The following is a 26,711-nucleotide window of genomic DNA, read 5'->3' on the forward strand; positions in this document are numbered from 1 at the left end:
ATAACCTTCGTAATTTTATCTAAATTAATATTTTAATCCTAATGAAGTTACTAACTCCTTGAACTCCTTCTCATTCATCATTTCTCTTGCTATTTTAATTCTCAAGGTTGCAACTGAACTTGTTTGTTCTCTGTATTCGTTATATTTTTTCTCCCAATAACTTTGTCCATCTTCATCTGGAGTTCTATTAACTATCAATGAGTACATAGTTGTAACGAATTGTTGTTTATTTAACTCTCTTTCAATAAACTCTGGTTGAGTCATTAAATTTTCAGCTATAAACTCTGTAGCTGAAAGCTCTTTAGACGTTAATTTATTAACCCAGAAATTCCATCCTTCAGCCTCTGGCTGACGTCCAAGTGCTATTGTATAGACTCTTGATACAAAGTTCGCAACATCACCTGTTGGTTTTGGAGTAACTGTACCAGTTTTAAATGAAGTTAATGGATACTCTATAACTTCTGTATTTTCTAAAGTAAACTTAGCAATCAATCCTTTAAACTCCGTATTTGCATCCAATCCTTGTATAAAAATTGAATTTGTTGATGAATCCCAATTAGAAGTATATTTTTTACCTGTTGAATCCTCAATTGATATAGATTTAATAGGAGATTTTGGTGTTGAATAATACTCAAGTTTAACTATAGCCTCATTTTCCTTAATAATCACTGTATCTGATTTAATATCTAAATCTCCTGTAACTGGTGTCTTTATAGTTACATACTTTCTCATACTTTTCTCTATACCAGCATCAGTTTTATAAACAAATTCTAAAGTAATAGTAGTGCTTGAATTTGGAGTTAAACCTGTTACATTTACATAAGAACCATCATACTCAACTTTAACATCTAAATTTGATTCTAATGGAATGTAATTCATCCTAACAAATCTTCCATTCATATCATCAATGAATAATGGAACTCGCGTACTCCTTGCATAATCAGCTTTATGATTTGTTTCAATATCTACTGTAAAAGTGCCTTGTCCTGTAATAGGAGTATTCTCTGTTACGTTATCAACTGTTTTATCATCTCTCTTAGTATTAATTTGAGCTAATGTTGTTCTAAGAACCCCATCTTTTCCATCATAATCTTTATAATCTAATTCTAAATTAACAAAATTATAATCTGTTCCTGGAGATAGACTACTTAAAGTTACTACATAATAATTAGTTTTACTTTTCTTATCTACAATCTTTTGAATCTTAGACTCTTCTCCAGGTCTTAAACTCGTTACTCTTAACTCCCCAATATTATCTTCGGAATTATCAACTTTTAAAACATATCTAAGAGAAGTTGCATCATTCTTAACAGCTTGTACCTTTAATCCACCAGGAAGTGTAACAGTTTGTTTTGGTCCATCTGCTCCTAACTCTAACTTTGGCTCACTAAAGTTAGTTGTTTTAATTGCTGTAGTATTAACTGTAGCCCCCGCAGTATCTTTTTTCATCAATTGAAGTACGTTTAATTGATCCTTACCTTCAGTATTTGTAGTTATATCAATTTCTGTAAAGATGTAACTACTATCAGTTCTTAATCCACTAATTTGCAAATATTTACCAGCTTTTTTGTTATCAGGATCTACTTGAATTAATGTTCCAGGATAAGTTTTGCCCTCTGAATCTTTCATTTCAATCTTAACTATACTATCATCAGAATCAACAAACTTAATTCCTTTAAATCTTATAGTTGTACCCCTAGCCTCTACTTTATCAGGACTATTTAAATCGAAATCTTCTACGTTTAGATAATTTTTCTTATTAAGTTTTGTTACATATACCGTTCCAGTAGTTACAGTTCCTGCTGAACCATTACTAAGATTTTCATATATAGCACTAGTTGAACTGTCTTTCATTATTTGTATAGTAGAAGGAGCTTTAGCTGTTGTTGCTTGAGGAATTCTTAATCCTGTAAGAACTTTATCATCTTTTATTGGTAACTCATTATTCTTAACTGTGCTACCAGTTAAACCTACAAATGTATAACTTGTATTTGTAGCTAACTCATCATTACCTTGTCCATCTGCACTTTGAAATCTCATAATAAGTGTAATTGGAATATCTTGTGAAGTAGCTCTTACTGATCTTTGTCCACCATCTCTGTACATACCATCAATGTCAATTATTCTTCTTACATACTGTGAATTTTTATTCTTATCAGGACAAATATTAGCAGCTGTATATGGTATGTTAATTATTTGACCCTTACTGTCCTGAAATGTAAAATTATTACCAGTATCTGTTGGATTAAATATCTCAGCTAATCCTTTTTGTAAAGCTTCTCTTGCTGTAGTATTTTGTGCAGCTCCTTCAAAGTTTGTATTCGCATCTTGTAAAGTTTCTTCATAAGCCTTTTGTATTAAATCAGCTAAAGTACTTTGAGTACTGCCATTGGTAACTTGTGTAGAAAGTACATCTCCTGTTAACTTGAAACTAAATCTAATAGTTCCTTGTGGTTTTTTACTTCCTTGAGCACCGGTTAATTCTACACCACCAATACTTCTTACAGGTACTATATTACCAGCTACAGTACTTTGAGTATTTCTACCCTCTTGTATTGTTTGTGGAGTATCCATGACTTGTCCATTAATATCTGAACTCATATTTGTATTTGGAGTCATTCCATTCTGAGTATTATTATTTACATCCATATCATTTTTAGTTGTGTCAGAATTATTAGATATATTTGGATTTTCAGTTGTATTTAGATTGCTATCAACTCCATTTATCCCAGACACATCTTGTCTACTTGAATTTGTTGACCCATCTGATAAATCACTTCCATTTGTTCTATCTGGTAATCTTCCAAAACCATTCAATGGCTCCATGATAGACGCATTGTTTTGGAATTCATTTATATTATCTTTTCCTGACACATCCTCTGATGAAATCAAATTATTTCCCGTTCCATTTTCATTTATTGACTCATCAGATGTTATATCTCTAGAATATCTATTTAAATTCTCATCTACTGAGTTATTAAATCCATTATCAGTTCCATTATCAAACTCATTAACTGTATCCATTCCCGTTATATCATCAGCATAAGCAACATCTGGATATCCTCCAGATTGATATTGATTATTAGAATTGTATGGATATTGCGCTTCTTCTTTAAACTCTGTTACAATTCTCTCTGTTGCTCTCTGCAATCCATTCTCATCATATTGAGAAACTTTATTGTTATCTTGAGTTTTGTTACCTGATGATGCACATCCTGTAAATATACTTGAGGCGATCGCTAATCCAGTTAATAGAAGTGTAATTTTTTTTCTATTCATAACCTTCTTAAACCTCCTAAATTTTTAAAATAGCACTTAATAAAAATAAATAACTCGAACCTTTTAAAAAATAAAAATATTTAATAAATCAGCAATTTCTTAACTACTGATAAAACTATTATGAACAATTTATTTTTTTATATTCATATTTTAAAATAAAAAAAATGACTACTCTAAGAATAGCCATTTTAATTAATAACCATATTCAGCCAATTTTTGTTTAAAAATGTCAATATCACTTCCACCTGGTATACTAACTCTCTCCATAGTCATATAATGATCAAAAAATTCCCCTGGCTCAGTCGACAAAGCCCATTCATATCCTACATCTTGAGCAACTCTTATAACCTCAGAGTTAAATGAAGAATTTGGATAAACTAAAAATAAAACAGGTTTATTTAATGTTTCCTCCAATATCTTCTTACTTATATACATTGACTTATGTACTTGAGCAAGCGATGTATTAATAAAGTCTTCGTTGTTATGTCCTTGACTTTCTATGTCTTGACCAGCTTCGTGCATCTCTACAAGATTATCCTTCGTAACATATCCTCTCTCTCCAAGTTGCCTTGTTGTAACAAAAAAGCTCGCCTTTAAATTCCTTTTTTGAAGTTCAGGGAACACCGTATCATATGAGCTTTTATCTCCATCATCAAAAGTTAAAACTAATGTTTTCTCTGGAATCTCCTCACAAGATTTACGTAATCTATAAAGTTCTTCTAATGTTATAACATTGTATCCATTTCCAACTATATAATCTAATTGTTTTCTAAAATCATCAATATGTACGTATAAATCATCTTCCTGACTAGCTTTCTTACTATTTGTTACATTATGATAAAGCAAAATTAACGCTTCATTCTTTTCTTTCCTACTTAACATTTCTTCATTTGTAAGTGATGGCTTTACTTCATCATATATTTTTTTAGCATCATAATAAGATTTTGCAACCTGACTTCCTATGGATAAAAAACTAACTAAAATTAATAACGGAAACAAAACTTTATAAACTTTTTTTCCTCTCAAGTTAACACATCCTTATAAAGATAATATTAAATACGCAATATATATTAATATAATTGCCAAACTTAAGACTAAATAAACAATCTTCAATTTTTTATTGCTATTTTTAATGATAAGTAAGATTGCAATTAATACTGTTGCTATAAATCCAAATAATAATAATATTTTTGTTTGAGAATGATTTGTAAGATAAAGTGATGCACTGACATATAAAAGATCTATTATCGAAATTATAAATAAGTTAAAAATATTACTCCCAATAATATTTCCCACTACTAAATTAAATTTTGCTTTTTTCGCAAGTGCAACACATGACGTAACTTCTGGAAGTGATGTTGCTATTCCTAAAAATAACGCTCCACTTAAACTTGCAGCTAGATTCAATTTTACAGAAATTATATCAGTTACATACGTTATAAAAACACTCGCAATAACTAATCCTATACTAACTAATATAAATCTCGTAAAAATTTGTTTAAGGGTAAGTTTACATTCCCCTTTGTCTTCCTCATCTGCATCTATGTCATTTGTCGCCATAAATTTAAGAGAAGTAAAATATAATACCAAAATCAAAATTGAAACAATACTCACATTAAAAATGTTAAAATCCTTTGAAAAATAAACTGGTATGAATAAAATTATGTTTATTATTATAACAAATAAAATCGTTTTAGTATGACTCTTGCTTATTTGACTTTGTACAAACCCTTTAATAAATAAAATAACAATAGCAGACAATGTAGCTAAATTAAAAATATTACTTCCTAAAATATTTCCTAAAACAAGCTCAGGATTATTTAAAATAAGTGCCCCAGAAATACTCGTAAATAATTCTGGAAGAGATGTTACTGCCGCAAGCATAACTCCTCCTATAAAAGCTCCAGATACATTTGTCTTTTTATCGATTAAATCAACATAATCAGCAGCTTTTATCGAAAATAATATTACAGTTATTGCCAATATGACATAAAGCAAATATATCAACAACATTTCCTCCTTTAAAAATTTTTTTGAAAATTATATGTAAAAACTATGTTTTATTATAATAGTTAATCTCTTTTTATACAATATGTATTAAATATCTAGTCGTCACTACGATTAATTATATTGAGGCTTGTTTACAAGGACGTATATTTTCGATCAAGGAGGATCTAACTATGAGAATAAATAAAAATTCTAATATCACAAAAGCCTTAAGTGTTTTTAAAATTGGAAAAGTAAATAATAATTTATCAAAAAATAATTCAAATTCAGACAATATTCAAATTAATTATCTTATGGATGAGCTTACAGAATCCCAATATATAACACGCAATTACCAAATAGGTATAACTTATGTACAAATAGCCAAATCCACTTTGAGTGAAGTAAAGAAAACTATTTTAGATATGAAAGAAATTTTTGATAAATGTAAAAATGAAGATAATACTTCTTTTGGTCGTGAATCACTAAATTTTAAATTCGAAGAATTGTGCCAAAAATTCAATAAAGAATCGAACAAATTAACTATAGATATAAGAGAAAATTTATTTTATAATAGCAATAACGAACTTGTATTTAAAGTATTCGATTCAAAGTCTCTAGAAAATTGTATTCTTATTCCTAAACTCGACGCAAACAAATTAAATCTTAGAAATATAAATATAAAAAACGAAATCAACGCTAATGAGGCATATAATAAAATGAATCAAGCTCTTGACTATATCCTTTTGTCAGAGAAAGCAATAAAAGATTCTGAAGAAAAACTTCTGCGAGTTAATCTAACAGATATTATGTCTGCAAATCTCATGGCGTTAAGTAGCAATGAAAACAAAGAATCTATTGAAAAATTATTAGAGCTAACAAGAAGAGGCTTGCTCAAAGAAGGCAACACCTATTTGAAAGAAATAAACAAAGATAAATAATCTAAAAAATAGAAAGTATCTTAGAGTCTAAGATACTTTTTGTATTATATACAAAAAACAAACTAAATGAAATTAGTTTGTTTATAACGAGCGATATCTTATTTCAGTGATTTCCTTATTCTAGTGAAACATTCCTTAAGCATCTCTCTTGGATAAGCCATATTAATTGCAATCTTACCTTGAAGATTTCCTTCAATTTCTTCTCCAAACTTAAGTGTAAGTTTTCCATTTCGTAAAATTCTATACTCAAGTTCTTCGGGCATATATCCATATTTTGATAAGTCGATAAATGCCAATGTTCCGCTCTCAGGTCTCTCAAATTTCATTGTTCCAAATATATCTTTAAGATAAGCATCAAATAAATCAAAATTTTTATTAACATATTCTCTAAGTTTTCTTAACCAAATATCTATTCTACTATAAAAAATATTAAATATTTCAACATCTATTGCGTTAATTGCAAACCTACTATTATCACTCAATTGCATTTTCATAAAATCCCTAAACTTTTTGTTATTTATAACTAAATTCCCCATGGTACTATCCATAAGATTTAATGTCTTACATGGACTTAGATATGTTATAACGTTACTACTATTATTAAGTGCCTTTGACAATGGAATATATTTAATTCCATCTCTTGTTAACTCATATCCCTCTTCAATACTTAAAATCCATAAATTATTTTTTCGTGCAATGTCTCCAAGTTTTTTTAATTCATCTTCACCAAAACACCTTCCAGATGGATAATGTGGATTGCTTATAACCATAACCTTAGCATCTTTAGAATATTTTTCTAAAAGTTCAAAGTCAAGCTCGGGTTTTTCTCCTTCATAAATAAGTGGTATTGATATAAGATTCCTACTTGATGCTAAAATCTTATATCTAAGTATTTTTTCTAAGGGTGAGAGTACAACCACATTATCATTCACTTGAGTTAAAGATTCAAATATCAAAGTATACGCCATTTCATCACTTGGTATATATTGTATATTCTGTATATCAATCTCCCACTCATATTCTTTCATAAAATAGGCACTCATGAGCATCTTATACGATTCTTTATCATAATAACCTTGACTTACTTGTTTCTCAAAAAGATTATAATTTTGTATTACAAACATTACAGGCTTAGGACTTAAAAAATACATTTTCTCAGTTTCATGCATTATTAAATCAAAATCATTCGTATCCAAATTTGAATATTGATAATTATTTTTACTCTTAGTTGCTTCCATACTTCTCCCCCTCAATCTAAAACTTCTACTTTACATCATTAATTTCATTCTTGTTATCATTTCCATTATTATCTCCAAAATTATCTTGATTCATAGAATAATCTTGATTCCTATCTACTATTTGTAAGTGGATATCTTCCGTAATTTTAAATTTATTTACAATATTGTTTAACTGAGATGTTGTAATTTTATTATCTTTAATAAATTGTTTCAAGCTATTTATCTTCTCAACAATTTGAAAATTCTTATCAGAAATATTTGATAATCCAATTGTTCCACTATTAACAGTCGTTGAAATTTCAGTTATTGATCCAACTATTATTTCAACCGCATCGCTTACCTTTTTAGATATATCTAAGAAATTTTTCATAAAATCATTAATTTTAAATGTGTCACTCCTATACTCCTCACTACTATCTATAAAACTATCGTAATCGAGTATAATTTTATTATCTATAAAATCTAGAATCTGTCTTGAACTTATAATCAAACTTTCAATAGACGTATTTACATTTTGAGCTATGCTCTTAATATTATTTGCGGTAACTGAACTTTCTTCTGCAAGAGTTCTAATTTCCTCTGCAACAACAGCAAACCCTTTTCCAGCTTCTCCAGCCCTTGCAGCTTCAATTGCTGCATTCAATGCAAGCAAATTTGTTTGACTTGCAATACTCAAAATAGATTCTGTAAGAGTATTAATTTCATCAACTTCCTTTGATTTAGAAATTGCTGTCTCTAAATCACTCTTAACATTCTCGTAAATCTGTATAGCCTTATCTTTAGACTCTGTAATATTACTCTTTATCAAGTTAGTTCGCTTAGAAATATCTTGGGTGCTATCATAACCTTTTTCAGCATTCATTTTTATATTAAACATCTCATCACTTATAAGTTTTGATGATGCTGTTATTTCTTGAAGAGTCGCATTTGTTTGTTCCATACCAGCATACAAATTATCAGTTTCAGAAGATGTAATCGTAGTAGAATCTTTTAACTCTTTTGTCAATAATTCAATCTCACTATACTTAGAATTTAAATCAACTATCTTAATCTTAATAATTTTTATCACTTTACCAATATTCAATCTCATCCTAATTAAGCCATTATAAGTATTAGTAAGCTCATCTTTAGAATTATTTTGAATCTTATAATTATCTATGAGTTCAAAATTAGCTGTCTTGTCAATTATCTTATCATTATCCTCTAATTTTGATAAAATAAGAATCTTAAGTGTAATCAATGATATACCAAAAAGTAGAATTGCAAATCCTGCTAATAATATAAATGACATAATTTGACTCTTTGTATATGATTCCAACATAGATGACACCGGTAGAAAATAAGAAATTTTCCATCTAAGATCTGAAATATAATAAGTCAACATCTTATAATTCTTTTTAGCAATTGTTATATCCCCTGAATACAAAACATTTCCAGAATCAGCTTTTGATATATTTGTGAGCATATTTTCATCAGTAAGATATTGCCCAACAATATTTTTAAAATCAGAATAAATTACACGCTTATCATGAGCATAAATTTCAACATTATTATTGTACATTATATCTAATTTCATATCAGAAACAATATCTTTAATTAAATTTGATGATAAAGTAGCACATAAATAGCTAAATACAGATCCTCTAGAATTTAAAATTCTCAACACTAAAACAATATTGGCTTCTCCTCCATCAGAATCAAAGTCCAAATAAATCATATAATCATCGTTAAATTTATCATATTTTGCATTATTAGCTAACTCACTTACTATATCCCCTTCTATACTTTTACTTGTAGATAATTCAACCGTACCATCATGACTGATAAATGTAATATCTTTCACAAAATCACTATTTAGATTTTCATACTCTTTAATAATAGAATAAACTCTATCTTTATTTACTTGATTATCCCCAAATATGTACTCAGAATCATCACTTTTCAACAATAAGCCAAGGAATTTAAAATCTAAAATATAATTCTTTAATCGATGTTCAATTTCTAATGATGTGATTTGCGACTTTCCTCTTATAACATCAATCTTTTGCTCTAAAAAATCATTCCTAATTATAGAAAGTCCAAATACAGAAACTAAAATACTAAAAATAGATATAATCAAACAGAATATCATTATCTTAAATTTAAGAGACATATAAAAATTCCCTCTTTCCTAAAAACACAATAAGCAATAATATATAAAGTATTATTTGTTATTTTTCTGTATTTAAAACATAATTTATTAAGATTTTTAGAGGTAAAAAAAACAAGGGATTACATATAAATGAAATCCCTTGCTTTAAAATAAATCATAAATAACCTCATGTATATATTTAAAGGCTCTTATCTCTATATTTTTAAAACTACCTACCTTATAATTTTCACCATAAGGAACATAAACCCTTTTAAATCCTAATCTATCAACTTCCTTAAGCCTAAGTTCCATAGATGGCACTCTCTTTATTTCTCCTGTAAGTCCAACATCACCAATAAATACATATCCATTATTTACTGCCTTATTTTTTAAAGAAGAAACTATACTAATAATAACCGACAAGTTAACACACTGCTCCCTAAGTCTAATTCCGCCAGTAGATTTAATTACGATATTTTTATCAAATAATTTAATTCGACCTCGTTCTTCCAAAATTGAAATAAGAGTATTTAATTGATCCCTTTTTAAACAATCAGAAATTCTTGAAGGATATGGAGTTATCGAATTTGAAACAAGACTTTCAATTTCAACAACAATACATCTATTACCTTCTTTCACGACACTTAGACAACTTCCAAAAACCTCATTACTATCATCTCTCTGTGTCATAAAAAACTGTGATGGATTATCAATAGAAACCATTCCTTGCTCTGTCATGGAAAAAAAACCAACTTCTCCAGTACTGCCAAATCTATTTTTCGTACAAATAAGAGATCTTAATTCTTCAAGATTATCTCCTTCAATCATAAGCACACAATCAACTAAATGCTCTAATGCTCTGACACCAGCTAGCTCATCCTCTTTTGTCATTTGTCCAACTATCATAACAGCTCTAGGTCTATTTGCATTTTTTGCAATTCTCAAAAGTTCATTTGCACATTCCATAGTTTGAGTAGGCGACCCTGGTCTTGATAAATATTCTTCCAATATAAATGTCTGTATACTATCAATTATTATAAAATCTGGATCAATCTCATTTATTACGCTAACTACATTGTTTAACGAGATATCAGAATATATCCATATACTTTCATCTGATAATTCAGAAATTATTCTATCTGTTCTCTTTCTAATTTGACTCTCACTCTCTTCACCAGATGCGTATAAAACCCTAAATCCTTTTTTTGAAATATCATAAGCAACCTGAAGTAATAATGTTGATTTTCCAGCTCCTGGCTTTGCAGCAAGTATATTTATAGAATCTCGTACAATCCCACCACCAACAACCCTATTAAACTCATTAATATCAGTTACTATCCTATCGCTATTAAACACTTTTACTTCTGAAAGTCTTTGAGCCTTTTTTGTTACAGTTCCACTCTTTATGTATGTATTAACCTTAACATTTCCCTTCTTTAATATCTCAGATTCTTCAAAGGAATTCCAAGTATTACAATTTGGACATCTACCAGACCATTTGACTTGTTCAAACTTACAGTTTGAACATATATAGACTATTTTACTTTTCAAATTTACCTCCAACAAATTTAAATAAAGGTAAATCAATTATATCATATCAAATATCAGCAGCTATCTTATTGTTTAATATTTTATGTTTCATATAAAAAGCAGTAGGAACTGAAATATCCAAATTCTTTGCTGCTGTTCTTATAGTATTCTCATTCGTTACCTCTTTTACACACATCTGAATTTTTTCAAATGGTAACTTCGCATTATGAAATATTGTATTAGTCGTATCAGAAAATGTTTTTCTACACTCCTTACATCTAAATCTTTCTTTCGTAACTCCATCTTTATATTTTGTATATTTCTGATGCCTTGATATAGAAATACTATTACAATAAGGACATCTTCTATTGCTTTTATCATTTATAATTTTTAACAAATATATAATTTCTTTTCTGCTTAAAATAATTTTATCATTTGCCTTAAAAATATTTATGAGTGCATTGTAATCAATCCTATCTGTACTTTTCAGATAATTAATTATATCTTCCTTACTTTTAATTTTTATATTTATATCTGTAACTTTAATATTATCCATATTAAATAACCCCCGAAGTCATATTTATTGTCATTATTTCAAGCTGAAAAATTTTTATACAAAAAAAGACTTACCAAAAAAATTTTTTAGTAAGCCTTAAAATATTATCTTAAAATATCAAACACATTTCTTATATTTAAAATTCCATATCCCCAATATCTATTAGGATATTCATACCCTTTTGGAGTAATAGCTGAGCTCACAAATAGCCACATTATAATAGTAGAATTCAAATTTGGCTTATTCTTTTTTACAATTCCCCATTCCAAAATTAGTGCAATTCCTCCAGCAGAAACAGCCGCAGCGACAGAACTACCACTCATTAAAATTTCTCTTCCACCTTTTCCTATAGTCAAAATATCTATGCCACCTGCTGCAAGTAATGGTACAACTCTATTATCCAAAGTAAATCCTTGTCCTGACTTTGTAACAATCGAAGTTAAATTTTGATTGTAATAGGCCATGGCAATAGCAAGATGTGCTGAACTTGGTTGAGTAATTGTACTGATTGAGGTTGAATTCAAAAATCTAGTATCTGGCTTCAAAAGTTCCTTAATAGGCAAATAAGCATCATACTTTACTGGAAAATTATCTTTAGACATAATAATTATTTGCCAAATTCCAGATTTCAAATTATTAAACAAAATCTCAATATCTTGTATAATTGAAACAGATGTTTGCCTAATTTCACAAAATATTTTCATCTCTGTCTGCTCTAATAAAAATTTAAAACTATAATTGTTATAAATAACCCCTTTAACATCAAACTCTCTCGTTCTTTCACCTGAAGGAGAAATTACATAAAACGATACTTTTGAATAATTTTCTATAAATATATCAATTGTTAAACGTGTTTGACCCTTGTCTGCAAAAAATTCTATAACTCCCTCCTGATTTTCCTTATAAATTTGACCTTCAACATGAATTTGTTTATTTGCCTGATCTCCACAAGGAACCGAAATAACAAATCCTGAATTTTGGGAATATTCTGTAATTTGTTTTGATACAAAAGACTCTCCAGAATGATATCCAGCATTAGTCTGGAGTGGCAACACAATAGAAACTGGCTTATTATATTTAAATCTAATCGATCTTAAATATCTAAGTGCTAAGTACAACACAACCTCATTATATATTGGTATATCTTTTGGAAAATCTAATACCTCTCTCAAATTATTAGACAACTCTCTCAATTTCACAACCACTATATTGCTCTCAGGTGCTGCCCCCCTAACTAAACCAACTCCAGAAGAACTCGTAATGCCTGCCATTGATGTTCCATGTCCATTTGTATCCCTAGATGGAACAATTGTATACGGATCTCCTCCATTCCTTTTGAGTCTAATTGCAGAATCTATATCTTCCTTTGTATATATTTTACCAAAAAGAACATTAGGTTGATGTGTATCTTCATCAATTGTTTGATCCCAAATTTCTAAAATCCTAGTTTGATTAAACTCGTCCATAAAATTCTCATTTAAATAATCAATTCCTGTGTCTACTATAGCAACTATAACATTTCTTCCTGTCAAATCTAAATATTCATTACTTTGCGTTTGATAAATACCTGAATCTGACAATGGAGATATACTCTCACTACATAGTGTGTAATAATACGAAGTTTGAATATCTACTGACCCATCCGGAAAATATCTTTCATATAACACATCTAATTTATCTATAGGAACTGATAATATTGATAAATAGACTTCTTCACTCTCTTCTTTTAAAGGATAAATACAATAATCTCCATCAATAAACTTCATATTATTTTGAACAGTCATCAAAAATTCAACCCTGCTATCATCACTAAGACTATTAAGTGGGCACAAATTAATATTCATATCGTCATATTTTAAAACATTTATATTATCTAACGGGTCATAAGTCTGTATAGGATTTATAATTTCTTTATCTTCTTCCCTATTCGCTTGAATTTGAGTCATCCTTATATCATACAAAATATTATTAATACTTTCTTCAACATCTATAAAAGCTTTAGACCCACATACAAATCCATATCCATAAGAATTATTAGGATAAGATATATTTTTAACTCTATTTGCTCCTCTAATTAAAAAATATTTTATAACCTCTCCATATAAATTAGGTTTATTTTTATTAATAATTCCCCACTCCATCAAAAGTGCACATATCCCAGAAACTATTGGAGCAGAAAAACTTGTACCCGAAACCACATATTCCTTCCCTCCAATTCCTATTACTCTAACATCCTCTCCTGGAGCTAATATATCAGGCTTTAAATTATCCTTATTATTAATTGAACCTCTACCGGAAAAAATAGAAACACTTTCACGTCTATAATTATAACTTCCAACAGAAATTACATTATATACAGTTGCAGGCGAACCTAAAGTATCATTATTATCAGGTTTTAAAAATCTCGTACCCTTACCTACAGACTCATTTGTTGGTAGCCACATATTATAAGTACTCTCAAACTCATTACATAACTTAATGTTTATACTCCAGACCCCCTCCTCAATAGTTGAATTTCTATATGATTCAATGGTAATTAAACATTCACCAAAAACATTATACCTTGTAGGACCAGTATATAAAACATTAACGAGATCTCCTCCAACTCTCACACGTTGATTACCTTCAGTTAATCTTATAAGTTGACTTACTCCCGTAGATGGAGAACTTATTGTAATCACTACATCAGACAATATTCCTTTATAAAGCGAGACTATAATGACTTCATGATTACCTGAAATTTCAATTTCTACATTCTCACCTTCTGAAACTATATTCCCACTTTTGTGATGTGCTGCACCTCCTTCATTTCCAGCCGAAACCACCACAGTAGTATTTTCTCTAGCGGCAAAATTACTTACATATTCTGCAAGCAAAGTTGTGCCTGTGTGAGCTCCATAATTAGTACTAAAACTCAAATTTACTACTAGTGGAAATCCTTCCTCATCTTGTTTTTCTGCTAAAAAATCAAGTCCCATCATAATAGTGTGAAAAAGTACAATAGTTGAATCAATATTTGTTGTACTATTTACACTAATTATAGATGCACGAGGTGCTACTCCATACAAATTACTATTTATATTCCCACCTGCACAAGCAATTGAAGCGACCTCTGTCCCATGACCCTTATAGTCACCTTCATTAATAACACTAAAAGGATTCTCATTTCTTAATGCCTCATTTATTTGCTCAGAATTATAAAGAGTTCCAGTAGAAGGATTGTACATATATTTAATTCTTGTTGTTCCATCACTATTTCTAAATGCATTGATCGTATAATCAATTCCCGAATCTATAAATGCAATAACAACACCCGAGCCATATAACTTTTGAGAATTATTAAGATCAAAAACACAAGAATTAAAATTAGAACTCGAATCATCTAGTATAATCGGATATGAAAAATCAAAATAAATTTCCTTATCTAAAGCATTTGAAATATCATTTATCGTGTCCAAATTTCCAATATCTAAATGAATAATCCCAAAATCACCTCTTAATGGACGATGTTCAACATTTAGATCTCCCAAAAAACTTTTAACGCCTTCTACATTTCTAGAGCGGTAAATTATAGGTACTTTGTCATTTAGCGTAAACTTATCATGCACAAATGCCTTATAAAGCTTAGACCTCCTATAAATAGATCTCTCTTCCAAAATCAATTTTAAAATTTCACTCATTTACCACCTATTTTAAAAATTATTCTATAATAAACTATATTTTCAAATACTAATAGTTGATTGTTATTAAAAATATTTTTTGTTAAAATTGAATTAATAATAATTTTATGGAGGTTCTTATGTGCGGTATAGTTGGATATGCAGGATCGAAGAATGCTTTACCTATATTAATTCATGGACTAAAAAAGCTTGAATACAGGGGTTACGATTCATCAGGGATTGCTGTATTATCTCAAGGATCCATATTTATAGAAAAATCAAAAGGTAACATTTCAAATTTAGAAAGTAAATTATCTCATCTAAAAATAACGAGCAATATTGGAATAGGTCATACAAGATGGGCAACTCATGGTGAGCCTTCAGATATAAATTCTCATCCACATACAAATTCAATAAACACAATTGCTATAGTACACAATGGAATAATAGAAAACTATATTGAGCTTAAACACTTGTTACAAAACAATCTTAATATCAAATTAAAATCAGAAACTGATACGGAAGTTATAGCACACTTAATAGATCATCTATGGAATGGAAATTTATTGAGTACACTCTATAAAGTTGTTCAAAAATTAACTGGATCATACGCTATAAGTGTAATCGCAAAAGATGATCCTGACAAAATAATAGCCGTAAGAAAGGATAGTCCCCTTATAATTGGAATTGGTGAAAATGAGAACTTTATAGCATCAGACATACCAGCAATTTTAAAATACACAAGAAAAGTATTATTAATCGAAAATAATGAATTTGTTGAAATTACAAAAGACTCTATCAAGATATACGATGAATTTGAAAATCCTATTGAAAGAAAAGAAATTGAAATTACATGGCAAATTGAAGAGGCTGAGAAAGAAAATTTTGATCATTTCACATTAAAAGAAATTCATGAACAGCCAAGAGCTTTAAAAAACACTTTAAATAACAATATAAATGGAAATAAATTAAATATCCAAGATCTAAATATAACAGAAGAAGAACTAAGAACCTTCAATAAATTTTACATTGTAGGATGTGGGACAGCCTATAATGCAGGATTAATTGGAAAATATATTTTTAGAAAATTTGCACATATAGATATTAACTGCGAAATAGCATCAGAATTTAGATATAACGATCCAATAATTGATGATAAAACCTTAGTCATTTGTATTTCACAGTCTGGTGAAACCCTAGATACTATTCAAAGTTTAAGACTTGCAAAGGAGAAAGGTGCAAAAATATTAAGCATAGTTAATATTGTTGGCTCTTCAATAACTCGTGAATCAGATTATATATTCTACACAATTGGAGGTCCTGAAATAGGAGTTGCATCAACAAAAATTTTCACATGCCAATTACTTGCTCTGAATCTTATTGCTTTAAAATTTGGAAAATTATTAAATATTTTAGATGACAAACAAGTCGAAGAGCTTTTAAAAGAACTTAAAACAATTCCAGAAAAAGCTCAAACGATATTAGACGACAAACAAAAAATTAAAGATATTGCACAAAAGCAATTCAAAAATGAAAACATATTTTATATGGGACGTAATATAGACATGGATATTTCATTTGAGTCTAGCCTTAAACTCAAAGAAATCTCATATATAAATTCTTTTGCAATAGGTGCTGGAGAATTAAAACATGGAACGATTGCACTTGTTGACGATAAAACTTTTGTTGTTGCTCTCTCAACTCAAGAAAAATTAATAGAAAAGATGATAGCTAATATAAAAGAAGTAAAAGCACGTGGTGCAAAAGTACTAACCGTTACAAAAGAAACTACAAAATTTTTAAATGATTGTTGTGACGAAATAATATTAATTCCTGAAACATTAGATATCTTCACTCCTCTATTATCTATAATTCCAATGCAACTTCTTGCTTATTATATTTCTACACTCAGAGGTAACAACGTTGACAAACCTCGTAATCTCGCAAAATCTGTAACAGTTGAATAAAAAAATATAAAAGGCTACTAGTTAACTAGTGGCCTTTTATTTATATTATTTTCCTTTATAAGCTCAATCATTACCTGCTCATTAAATCTACTGTAAAATTCATCACTGTTAGATATATCAATAAATATTTTTTTGATACTCTCCTTAGCACCTAAAATCCCTTTTAGATTATCAAATTCAGAAGACCAAAACTCAATTCCAGAATCATCTGGGTACCTGTCAAAAATAACATCATATATATTATTTATTACCCAAGTAGTTTCAACATTGTCTCCTTGACTTTCAATATAAGATTTAAAATTTGAAAACTTATGTTTATTAGAAACAAATAAAATTTTAAGATCATCGAGCTCATCTTCCAAAACATCTATATTAAATCTTTCTTTATAATAAATCTTAATAAACTCATCCATAGAATAATTTAGGTCATCAAGCATCATATATTTCAAATTCACAACATTATAAGAACCCAAATAATATATAGTCTTCCTAGTCTTAATCTTATCTATAAAAATCGTCTTCGTTTTTCCATTGAGCGTATATTTTATAACTACATCTTCATAAATTGTTGATGGTTCAAGATTTTCAATATAAAATTTTCCATTTTTATAGACCACTTCCGCATTATCAATAGAAATATAAAATTTAGTATAGGAATTCGGATAATTTTTAAATTCATCACTCAAAAATAATTCTACAGAATCAGTACTACCCTTACTTCTATTAAGTTCATAATAATCCATAACATAAAAATCTTCATGTTGGTTCCCATACCTAAAATCCATTTTATTATCAGAAAATTCCATATAAGTTGTAACTTCTGGAATTTCTCTCTCATCCATTTTAAGATCACTTAATATCGTCCTAAAATCTTCTGTATCCATCATATTTTTAACAATACGCATATACGCATCATTATCTTTCAAATAATAATTAGTTTTATATTGATAATGTATACTTTTCCAATGCTCCAATTCTTCCGCTGTTATATATTGAGCAAATACAGCTGAAAATATTCTACCTATAGTCTCATCTATTGAATTCACATTATATAAAACATATGGATCCTGAAGTATATCTAAAATAAATTCTTCTGGAGTAATTTCCCTCATCAAAATTTTATGTTCCCAAATATGATAATCAATATATTTAACTGATGATCTAAGAGTATATTGCAATCTTTTTGATATAAATTGCTTCAACGGATCATTAGACTTAGTTGTCTTAAAATTTTTAATCTCAATCACATATCTATCTTTCCCACGAAAAGCTTCAACAAATACTGAATCATAAAAAAAATCTGGTATGAGATTAGATACTACTATATCCCCGTTATCATATTCAACTTTATAATTTTTATTATTAATTATGCAATCTGCCGCATTCAAAAACTCTTTGTTCAAATGTTCTGAAGTTATTCTTATAGATGAATCTGTAATTTTTGATGAGTTAATTTCATGAGAAGTAAAGGAGTAATCAATGCAACTCTCAACATAATTCCTGAAACTTACAGTTTTTGCATTATAAGAATTAATTGCTAAAACATTTTTTTCAAATAAAACAAAAGTGGATATGAAAATTAAACAAAAAACTACAAATATATATCTAATTTCCCTTAAAAACATTCAACATTGATAACCTCCTTATATATATATACTTAATTTATCGTTAATCTTCTAATACAAATTTACAAATAAATCAATACTTATTTGAAAAAAATACCTAATTAAGCAATTTTCTTTAATGATCTTTTTAAACCATTTACTATATTTCTAAATTCATTTTCATTAATCATAGTTTCAACAACAACACCCAAAGCAAATTCCTTAGAACATCCTTTAGATATAAGCATATCATACTTACCAATCCAATATCTTAACCCCTCATCATCGGATTCTCTATTAACGATAACCTTATAAAGTCCCTCAATCTTCGACTCAGTTGTTGGTCTTAATGTTAAAAATTCTTCTTCAGATAACAAGTTTCTCACAAAGTTTTCAAAACTAACTTGTTCATTAGATAAACTATCAACCCAAAATCTAAATCCTTTTTCATCTGGATTTCTATTGAAAGCATTAAAATAAACACTCTTAACAAAATCATTTATCTCACTTGTTTCTTGAAGAGTTTTAAATGGTGCAATATTTAATACAATTCTATTTCCACGTTTTGAATCAAAATATATTTTTAAGTCAGAATAATGTTTTGACGGAATCAAATTATTAATAGTTAATTTACCATTCACAAATTTTATATCCAATCCTTCTATATTGCTTTTGAACTCTTTAACTCCTATAGCAAAATTTTGAATAATATCATTTAAAAATAAATCAATTTTAGTATCTTCAATATTAGACTTATTTATATCATCATTTGTCAATGTATAATATAAAATTTCTGAATTTATTGATCCTTGATTTTCATTTTTATCAGATTGAAATGTTTTAAACATACCATTATCTACAACCTTCTCAATATTTTCACCTTTAGTTACGATCTCATAAGTATAACTTAAATTTTCTCTTAATCCTGTAAGATTTAAAATTAAATTGTCTTTCTTAGGTAATTCAGCACTCTTAAATACTTGTCCATTAAGTTTTAAAACCAAATAAAGAGGATAATATTCATCTGGTAAATTGTTTTCTACAATTTTAATTTTTACATTATTGGTACCTTCGAACTCAATTTGTGTTTTAATTCTAAGAGTACTCACCTCAATTGATGAAGAAAATATTACATTCTTAGAATCACCTTCACCGTATGAATATGAAACATAAACACGATAATTAGTTGATTGCTCTAAGTTTTTAATTTCTGTATTAAATTGTCCTCTCCTATTTAAAACTAACTTCTCGCTCTCATAAACTTTATTGTTGTTTTCATCCAAAGCCACAACACGTAAATCTCCATTACTGAATTTTGGATCAACGTTTCCTCTAAATGAAATTGAATTTCTATGGCTTACCATATTTACATTTTGAACAACCATTGTTTGTGATGCATTTACAGAAGTTGCAACCGTTCCGCACACGAAGATAGGAAGTGATGAAAGTAACACAGATAATTTTTTACACATAAACTTTCTCCTTAGATTACAATTCACTTAAATCTTTATCTTAATAATATTTTAACAATAATGTAACACTGGATATAGTAGCTTCCTCACCACAATCTATAACTGGTTTAGTATTGGCAGCATCTCTTGTTATTGTAAGTTTACTAGCTCCATCTAACTTAAGTCCAGCTGTTTTCATTAAGAATGAACCATTTTTAAAGTTTATAGTTAATGGTCCAGATTTTAGTCTATTAGATAACTTAGTAATTATATCTGTATCTAAATTTATATCTAAAGTTATATCGATATTAATTGTTGTAACAGTTGTATCATCTAGAGCATTTTTCAATTGATCAATTTCAGACGTAGTATTAGTACCTGTAGGACTAGTTATATCAACTGTTTTTCTGCTTGATCTAAGTCTTTCATCTTCTACAGCTTGTCCTAATTCATCTGCAACAGTTTTTATAGGCATCATTGCTAATTTATCTTCAACAATTTCAAATTCACCTTCCATAGTAGCAGAAACTTGAATTTCTGGAGTAACTTGACTTGCTAAAGCTTGCTGATAACCTAACACTGATCCTGAACTAACTCCAACTATCGCTATACTTAATAAAAATTTAGCTAACTTCTTTCTTAACATTTTAAATTTCTCCTTATTTTTCTTAAACTTAATCGACTATTCTCAAAAATTGTTCATAATATTTTTTAATATTGATGCTAAATCTTTTTTGTCATCTTTTTTACAATTTTATTAAATTTTGTAATATTTTTTTAATTTTATTGTAAATTTATTCAAAAAAAATGAGAGACCACTTAAGTGATCCCTCACAATTTCTAACTAACTCCATTTATTATATTTCCATTCAAAAACTCTTGTAAATTGATCTTCAATTGATTGAACAACCTCTCTCTTGCCTCAAATGGACACCATCCATAATGTGGTGTAATCACACAATTCTGAACTCCTAACAATACATTGCTTTCAAACATTGGCTCAACTTCAACGACATCTAGAAAAGCAATTCCTACTTTACCACTCTGAAGAGAATCCTTTAGATCCTGTTCGCTTATAAGCTGTCCTCTTGCGGTATTAATAATAATTACTCCATCCTTCATTATTGAAAGTGTTTCTTTGTTTATAATATGTCTTGTATCATTTGTCAATGGGCAATGTAAAGATATTATGTCACTATTCTTAAATAACTCTTCTTTTGATACAAATTTTATATTATCTGTATCTTCTCTTTTTGTAGTTGTATGGACTAATACCTTCATTCCAAATACTATTGCTATCTCTGATACTTTTCTTCCAATATTCCCATATCCAAAAATTCCAAGTGTCTTTCCAGCAATCTCAGATACTCTTCTATCATAAAAGCAAAAATCTTTTGACTTTACCCATTCACCGCTATGAACTCGCCTATTGTGTAAAGAAACTTTTCTGAAATATTCAAACATATATGCAAATACTAACTCAGATACTGCATTGGTAGAATAATTTGGAACGTTTGTAACCACTATATTATTTCTAGAACAAAATTCAACGTCTATATGATTAACTCCTGTTGCCATCGATCCAATATATTTAAGATTGCTACACTTCTCAAGAAGCTCACTTCTCAAAGGCACTTTGCAAGTAAAAACATAAGTTGCATCTTTGATTCTCTCAAAAATTTCATCTTCACTTGTTCTGTCATACCTTTCAACTTCATCGACACAATCTAAGAATATATTCCAATCAAATTCTCCAGGATTAACCGAATGTGCATCTAAAACAACAACTTTTTTCATTAGATCTATAACCCCATTCAAATTTAAATTCTTTATGATAGTAACACATAAATCAATACTGTTCAAATTTATTTATGAACTGAAGGTATAGTATCTTGGAAACTCTGTCCACAAACCTATATATCGTCCCAAATAATATAAACTTTACAAAGAAGTGGAAAAAATTTTTTAATTAATTTCCATAAAGTTAAATATTATTCCAGTGCTTACGATAATTTTAAAAAACTACAAATCAAGTGAGTAAGCCTTGATTAATATAGAATTTTGATTTATATTAATATTAACATTAAATTAATTATGTAAACTTTATATTAAAATATTAAACACTAATTTGTTTGATTAATTAAAAATTCAATAATTAAGGAGATTGATTATTATGAAAAAACGTACAAAAATAATTTGTTCTGCAATCATATTATCAACAGCTTGCATAGCATCATCTGCTCAAGCTGCAAAAGCTGCAGGTATATCATCTTTATTTTCTGGAGCTAGAGGTGTTGGAAATAGAATTTCAACTGGAGTAAGAGGTGCTTTGGGTAGATTTGAAGGAGCTGTAAGAGGTCTTTGGGGTGACATGACTAGCTGTGGAAGAAGAGGCAATGCTGTAATTACAAAACCTAAAGGAGAAAGCCAACAAGAAGTAGTATATGCCTCACTTAAAATATCTGGTGGACCTACTAGCAATCTTCCTGAAAATTCCATTCTTCCTACCCCCAAAGATGACACAGTAATATATACTACTGTAAAAAATCCTACAAATAGCACGAGTGGTAGAAGTAGTCTATCAAGTTTTAGTAGTACTTCTAGCGAATCACCATATGCTACTTCAAATTCTATGTCACCAAACAACAATAGTAAAAGCCCAGTTCATACTCAAGAACCACTATATCAAAATTCAGGATATACTGGACATGATTCTGCTAAAAATGGAATTTATTCTGATGTAACTAAATTACCTAGTTCATCTTCCAAAATTAATGTAAAAGCTCAGGTTCATAACCCTGAAAATACTACAAACTTATCATCTTCTAACACTACTACAACTAAAAAGACACCACCACCAGTTGCGAAAAAACCTCAAAAACCAACACCTCCTCCAAGAACTACCTCATTAAATTCTGAAAACATACTAAAAACTACTTCTTCTTCTGAAAATACTAAACCTACACCAGCACCTAGAACTCTAAACACTAAATTTTAATTTTAATAGAAGTGATATCGCTTTAAGGTGTCACTTCTTTTTTTGTAAATTTTTTTAGATTCAAAACGATAATATTCATAAATCTAAAATTCGTTAAATTTTTAAGGATATGCGAGGTTTTAAATTATGAATAAAAAGTTAAAATCTTTATTGGCAGGGAGTGCCCTAATTGTTCCAATTATTACTCTATTTAGCTCACAAAAAGATGCCAATGCATTTAAAATAAATATGCTGAAATTACCTACTAGAACAACAAACCCAACTGTTAAACTTCAAACTCCAAAAATTACTCCAATAAAAGTTGGAAGTACTGTTAAAAAACATATACAAACATCTCCTAAAAAGACTCTTGAAAATATTCACAAAACAGATCCACAACTTGCTAAAAGCTTAGATAAACTTGGAGAAATAATAAAAACTAACAAACTTACAATAGTTAAAAACACTGATACCTCAAATAAACCCCCTACAGTACCTCCACGAAATGATCAAACATATGCAAGTGTAGGTGAATCTCCATATGAAAAACCTACTGATAGCCACATTTATGAAAATGTTCTCACTCTAAGAAATAATACTAATACTAATTCCACTGGATTAAAGAAAAGACCTGCTTATAATCCAAATAAAGGTAAAGCACCTCAACCACCATCTGTGAAATCTTCAAGCTTAGCTAACGATCCTATATACGAAGAAATAGATTAGTATAGTGGTTAAAAAGGGGTGAAGATAATGAAGAGTAACAGAAGTAAAATATTATTAGCTGCATTAATCGTAGGAATACCAGCTGTTACAACGCTAATCAAATCTCAACAATCAAACGCAATATTAAGACCAGCTACAAATTCTGTCAAGAATATGGCATCAATGATTAATAAAACAGCCCTTACTAAACCAACGGTAGCTCCTAAACCATCCGGTGTTAAAATAGCTAACAAAAATTTAATATCAAATAGAGTATCAATATTTAATAACACTAACAACCAAACTAAAACAACATGCACAGTAAAGCGTAACCAGTCAGTTGGAAAATTAGATCTTAACACAAATTTTGCTAGTAACTTAAATAGTCTTTTAGGCATTAACAATAATAATAAAGTTGGATTTAAAAAATCTGAAAGCGTATCTGTCAATAAATTAGATTCTAGCAAACAAAACAAACTTAGTGGACTTCTAGGTAGTTCGTCACAATTTAAGAGTAGCAGTCTAGACCTTAGCAAACTTCCTAAAACTCCTCCACCACCACCTACTCAAGGTCAAGGAACATCTCAGCAAACTTCATCATCACAACTAACAACCACTACAACAACACCATCAGTTGTTCCAGATGCTCCTCCTCTACCACCAATGAGTACTAACACTAGTACTTCATTCACAGGTGGGAGCTTAAAGAATCAACTTTCAAATAAACTAGATAGTGGACTTAAGAAAACTGAAACATCTAAACCTACACTTAAACCTACAACTCCTCAAGATAACATGTTAAGCGAACTAAAATTAAAACTTCAATCAAGACCAAAAAGTTAAAGTGTCTGTAAAAAATTTTACAGACACTTTTATTTTGCACTTACTGCATTAAGATCAAAACGTTTCCTTGATAAATCATTTAATTCATTCACTTCATCTAAACAACTAATAATTTTTTGAACATATATCTTCTCTTCTCTTAATCCATGTATTTTTATATCATTATTAATTATAACAAAAGGAACTCCTGTAAGACCAACATCTATAGCATGAGATGCATCATTTGAATATTCAACATAACACTTTTTCAATTCTTCATCTGTGAGATTTGTTGGTATGCCAAGGTTTTCAAATACTTGCTGTATTTTATCAAGATCACTTATATTATCAAGACTTTCAAACATCATTTTATAAATAATATTTATATACTCAGACTCTTTGTTGTATTTTTTAGCAAACTTTGAAAGTATTAATGCCGTTTTAGTATTGTATTTAATTTTAACATCATTAATTTTAATACCGTATTGTATCCCTATATTGCCCAATATTTTCAAAATAGAAGAATAATTAGGCAATGCTCCTAACAATTCAGAAGTCTCAATACCATTTTCTGAAATATCAACATGTAATTCTTTAGCATAATACTCAACATTTATTGGATATTCTTTCTCTAATTTATCAAACATTGCTTTACAAACATAACTAAATGGGCAAATAAAATCATAAAACAACTTTACATTAATCAATATTAATCCTCCTACAAATCAGTGCGAATTTATAGGCTTATTATTTGTTTAAATAAAATTTATATTCACTTAATAGCTACCAATCTATAAAAAAAGACTTTGCTATTGCAAAAATTTCCCTTAAAATATCTACTTTCCAAAATCTACTTCGATTTTTACTTCCTATTAAATTAACTTTTTTAAATCCAACTCTAAAAGCGAGCATCTTAGCTCTAAATAAATGATATCTACTCGAAATAATCATAATCTCTTCTGTATCTTTTATAAATTTTTTTGAATTATTTAAATTTTCAAAAGTACTCGTAGATTTATCTTCAACTAAAATTCTATCTGAATTAATACCATGCTCAACCAAATATTTTTTCATTACACTCGCTTCAGATACAACTTCATCCAAACCTTGTCCACCTGTAACTATAACCTTTGATTCAGAAAATTTATTCAAATATTCAATAGCAAGCATAAGACGGCATTCTAATGTCTTACATGGAGTGTTTTCATCCAAAATTCTAGCACCAAGAACTATAACGTAATCACAAAACTTATTAGAATTAATCATATTAATTTTCAAAACCAAACACAAAAATACTAACATCAAAATTAAAAATATTATAAGTACAACCATGCTGAACCCACCTCTTAAATTTCAATATCTATTTTTGGAAAATTTAAGAATAATTTTTATCATTTATTTAAAAACTATAGATATAATAAATTTTTTGATATATTAAGGAGAACATTATGTCATTAATACAAATTTATCTAGATAAATCAGATGATTCTTCAAAAAAGTATATAGACTTATTAAAAAGTAAAGATATTGATTTCTTACAAACAAATATTGAAAATGAACCAGATATTTTAAAAAGGTACAAACTAAGCAGTCTCCCTGCTATAAGATTTCAAAATAGTTTAGTTTACGACATAACAGAAAAATCAATAAACAAAATTGTTAAAAAATTCAATCAATACATCTATAATCTAATAGATCTAAATACGAATCACGGCGCAATAAACAAGTTCAAAAAATCTCTAAATCATACAAAATCCCAAAAAACTAAACTTAAAAAAACCAATGCAAATAAAATAAAGATTGAAAATAATCAAAACTTTTTAAAACTAACTAATACCCTCCTAAAATCCAAAAAATAAAATTCC

The 26,711-nt window shown here is 28.6% G+C and carries 20 protein-coding genes; 6 read left to right on the forward strand and 14 right to left on the reverse strand.

Going from position 1 to position 26,711, the window contains the following annotated elements; all coding sequences use genetic code 11:
- Positions 1-24: 24 nt before the first annotated feature.
- The 3 genes from SFBMNL_RS05370 to SFBMNL_RS05380 form a co-directional block, all read right to left on the reverse strand.
- Positions 25-3,279 carry a DUF4214 domain-containing protein gene (locus SFBMNL_RS05370; protein WP_042294755.1) on the reverse strand — a complete coding sequence of 1,085 codons (3,255 nt, stop codon included), beginning with the start codon at positions 3,277-3,279 and terminating at the stop codon, positions 25-27.
- A gap of 192 nt (positions 3,280-3,471) precedes the next feature.
- Positions 3,472-4,305 (reverse strand): polysaccharide deacetylase family protein, encoded by an 834-nt coding sequence (locus SFBMNL_RS05375; protein ID WP_042294756.1) that lies wholly within the window; start codon positions 4,303-4,305, stop codon positions 3,472-3,474.
- Positions 4,306-4,317: 12 nt separating this feature from the next.
- The gene (locus SFBMNL_RS05380) at positions 4,318-5,286 is read right to left on the reverse strand and encodes a sodium:calcium antiporter (protein WP_042294757.1); all 969 of its coding nucleotides are present in this window, start codon (positions 5,284-5,286) and stop codon (positions 4,318-4,320) included.
- Between the two features lie 173 nt (positions 5,287-5,459).
- On the opposite strand from SFBMNL_RS05380, the gene SFBMNL_RS05385 reads away from it, so the two are divergent.
- Entirely contained in the window at positions 5,460-6,206 is a 747-nt protein-coding gene (locus SFBMNL_RS05385; protein WP_005805779.1) for a hypothetical protein, read from the forward strand.
- Positions 6,207-6,304: 98 nt separating this feature from the next.
- Here SFBMNL_RS05385 and SFBMNL_RS05390 read toward each other — a convergent pair whose 3' ends face one another.
- The 5 genes from SFBMNL_RS05390 to SFBMNL_RS05410 all read right to left on the reverse strand — a co-directional run bounded on the left by SFBMNL_RS05390 (position 6,305) and on the right by SFBMNL_RS05410 (position 15,341).
- Positions 6,305-7,444, reverse strand: a complete 1,140-nt coding sequence (locus SFBMNL_RS05390; protein ID WP_042294758.1) for an aminotransferase class I/II-fold pyridoxal phosphate-dependent enzyme — start codon at positions 7,442-7,444, stop codon at positions 6,305-6,307.
- A 25-nt stretch (positions 7,445-7,469) separates the two neighbouring features.
- Entirely contained in the window at positions 7,470-9,596 is a 2,127-nt protein-coding gene (locus SFBMNL_RS05395) for a methyl-accepting chemotaxis protein (RefSeq protein ID WP_042294759.1), read from the reverse strand.
- A 144-nt stretch (positions 9,597-9,740) separates the two neighbouring features.
- Positions 9,741-11,126 carry a DNA repair protein RadA gene (radA, locus tag SFBMNL_RS05400; protein ID WP_042294760.1) on the reverse strand — a complete coding sequence of 462 codons (1,386 nt, stop codon included), beginning with the start codon at positions 11,124-11,126 and terminating at the stop codon, positions 9,741-9,743.
- Positions 11,127-11,172: 46 nt separating this feature from the next.
- Positions 11,173-11,661 carry a hypothetical protein gene (locus SFBMNL_RS05405; RefSeq protein WP_005805771.1) on the reverse strand — a complete coding sequence of 163 codons (489 nt, stop codon included), beginning with the start codon at positions 11,659-11,661 and terminating at the stop codon, positions 11,173-11,175.
- A gap of 104 nt (positions 11,662-11,765) precedes the next feature.
- Entirely contained in the window at positions 11,766-15,341 is a 3,576-nt protein-coding gene (locus tag SFBMNL_RS05410; protein WP_042294761.1) for a S8 family peptidase, read from the reverse strand.
- 119 nt (positions 15,342-15,460) lie between these two features.
- Between SFBMNL_RS05410 and glmS the strand changes: the two genes are divergently transcribed.
- Positions 15,461-17,287, forward strand: a complete 1,827-nt coding sequence (glmS, locus tag SFBMNL_RS05415; protein ID WP_014017994.1) for a glutamine--fructose-6-phosphate transaminase (isomerizing) — start codon at positions 15,461-15,463, stop codon at positions 17,285-17,287.
- Positions 17,288-17,304: 17 nt separating this feature from the next.
- Here the strand turns inward: glmS and SFBMNL_RS05420 are convergent, their stop codons facing one another.
- The 4 genes from SFBMNL_RS05420 to SFBMNL_RS05435 all read right to left on the reverse strand — a co-directional run bounded on the left by SFBMNL_RS05420 (position 17,305) and on the right by SFBMNL_RS05435 (position 22,139).
- Complete coding sequence (locus SFBMNL_RS05420; protein WP_042294762.1) at positions 17,305-18,912, reverse strand: DUF4214 domain-containing protein; 1,608 nt, start codon at positions 18,910-18,912, stop codon at positions 17,305-17,307.
- Positions 18,913-19,013: 101 nt separating this feature from the next.
- Positions 19,014-20,363, reverse strand: coding sequence for a DUF4214 domain-containing protein (locus tag SFBMNL_RS05425; RefSeq protein WP_042294763.1), 1,350 nt, complete (start codon positions 20,361-20,363; stop codon positions 19,014-19,016).
- Between the two features lie 40 nt (positions 20,364-20,403).
- Positions 20,404-20,988, reverse strand: coding sequence for a hypothetical protein (locus SFBMNL_RS05430; RefSeq protein WP_042294764.1), 585 nt, complete (start codon positions 20,986-20,988; stop codon positions 20,404-20,406).
- Positions 20,989-21,182: 194 nt separating this feature from the next.
- Entirely contained in the window at positions 21,183-22,139 is a 957-nt protein-coding gene (locus SFBMNL_RS05435; RefSeq protein WP_007440166.1) for a D-2-hydroxyacid dehydrogenase, read from the reverse strand.
- A 376-nt stretch (positions 22,140-22,515) separates the two neighbouring features.
- On the opposite strand from SFBMNL_RS05435, the gene SFBMNL_RS05440 reads away from it, so the two are divergent.
- The 3 genes from SFBMNL_RS05440 to SFBMNL_RS05450 all read left to right on the forward strand — a co-directional run bounded on the left by SFBMNL_RS05440 (position 22,516) and on the right by SFBMNL_RS05450 (position 24,867).
- Positions 22,516-23,340, forward strand: coding sequence for a hypothetical protein (locus SFBMNL_RS05440; protein WP_042294765.1), 825 nt, complete (start codon positions 22,516-22,518; stop codon positions 23,338-23,340).
- A 126-nt stretch (positions 23,341-23,466) separates the two neighbouring features.
- Positions 23,467-24,045 (forward strand): hypothetical protein, encoded by a 579-nt coding sequence (locus SFBMNL_RS05445; RefSeq protein WP_042294766.1) that lies wholly within the window; start codon positions 23,467-23,469, stop codon positions 24,043-24,045.
- A gap of 27 nt (positions 24,046-24,072) precedes the next feature.
- Complete coding sequence (locus tag SFBMNL_RS05450) at positions 24,073-24,867, forward strand: hypothetical protein (RefSeq protein WP_042294767.1); 795 nt, start codon at positions 24,073-24,075, stop codon at positions 24,865-24,867.
- A gap of 29 nt (positions 24,868-24,896) precedes the next feature.
- Here SFBMNL_RS05450 and SFBMNL_RS05455 read toward each other — a convergent pair whose 3' ends face one another.
- Both SFBMNL_RS05455 and SFBMNL_RS05460 read right to left on the reverse strand, forming a co-directional pair.
- The gene (locus tag SFBMNL_RS05455; RefSeq protein ID WP_007440167.1) at positions 24,897-25,553 is read right to left on the reverse strand and encodes a DsbA family oxidoreductase; all 657 of its coding nucleotides are present in this window, start codon (positions 25,551-25,553) and stop codon (positions 24,897-24,899) included.
- 76 nt (positions 25,554-25,629) lie between these two features.
- The gene (locus SFBMNL_RS05460) at positions 25,630-26,178 is read right to left on the reverse strand and encodes a YdcF family protein (RefSeq protein ID WP_042294768.1); all 549 of its coding nucleotides are present in this window, start codon (positions 26,176-26,178) and stop codon (positions 25,630-25,632) included.
- A 116-nt stretch (positions 26,179-26,294) separates the two neighbouring features.
- On the opposite strand from SFBMNL_RS05460, the gene SFBMNL_RS05465 reads away from it, so the two are divergent.
- On the forward strand, positions 26,295-26,705 hold the full coding sequence (locus SFBMNL_RS05465; RefSeq protein WP_014017999.1) for a hypothetical protein: 411 nt from the start codon (positions 26,295-26,297) through the stop codon (positions 26,703-26,705).
- Positions 26,706-26,711: the final 6 nt, after the last annotated feature.

It is taken from the genome of Candidatus Arthromitus sp. SFB-mouse-NL, assembly GCF_000709435.1.
In the GTDB taxonomy this organism is placed as follows: domain Bacteria; phylum Bacillota; class Clostridia; order Clostridiales; family Clostridiaceae; genus Dwaynesavagella.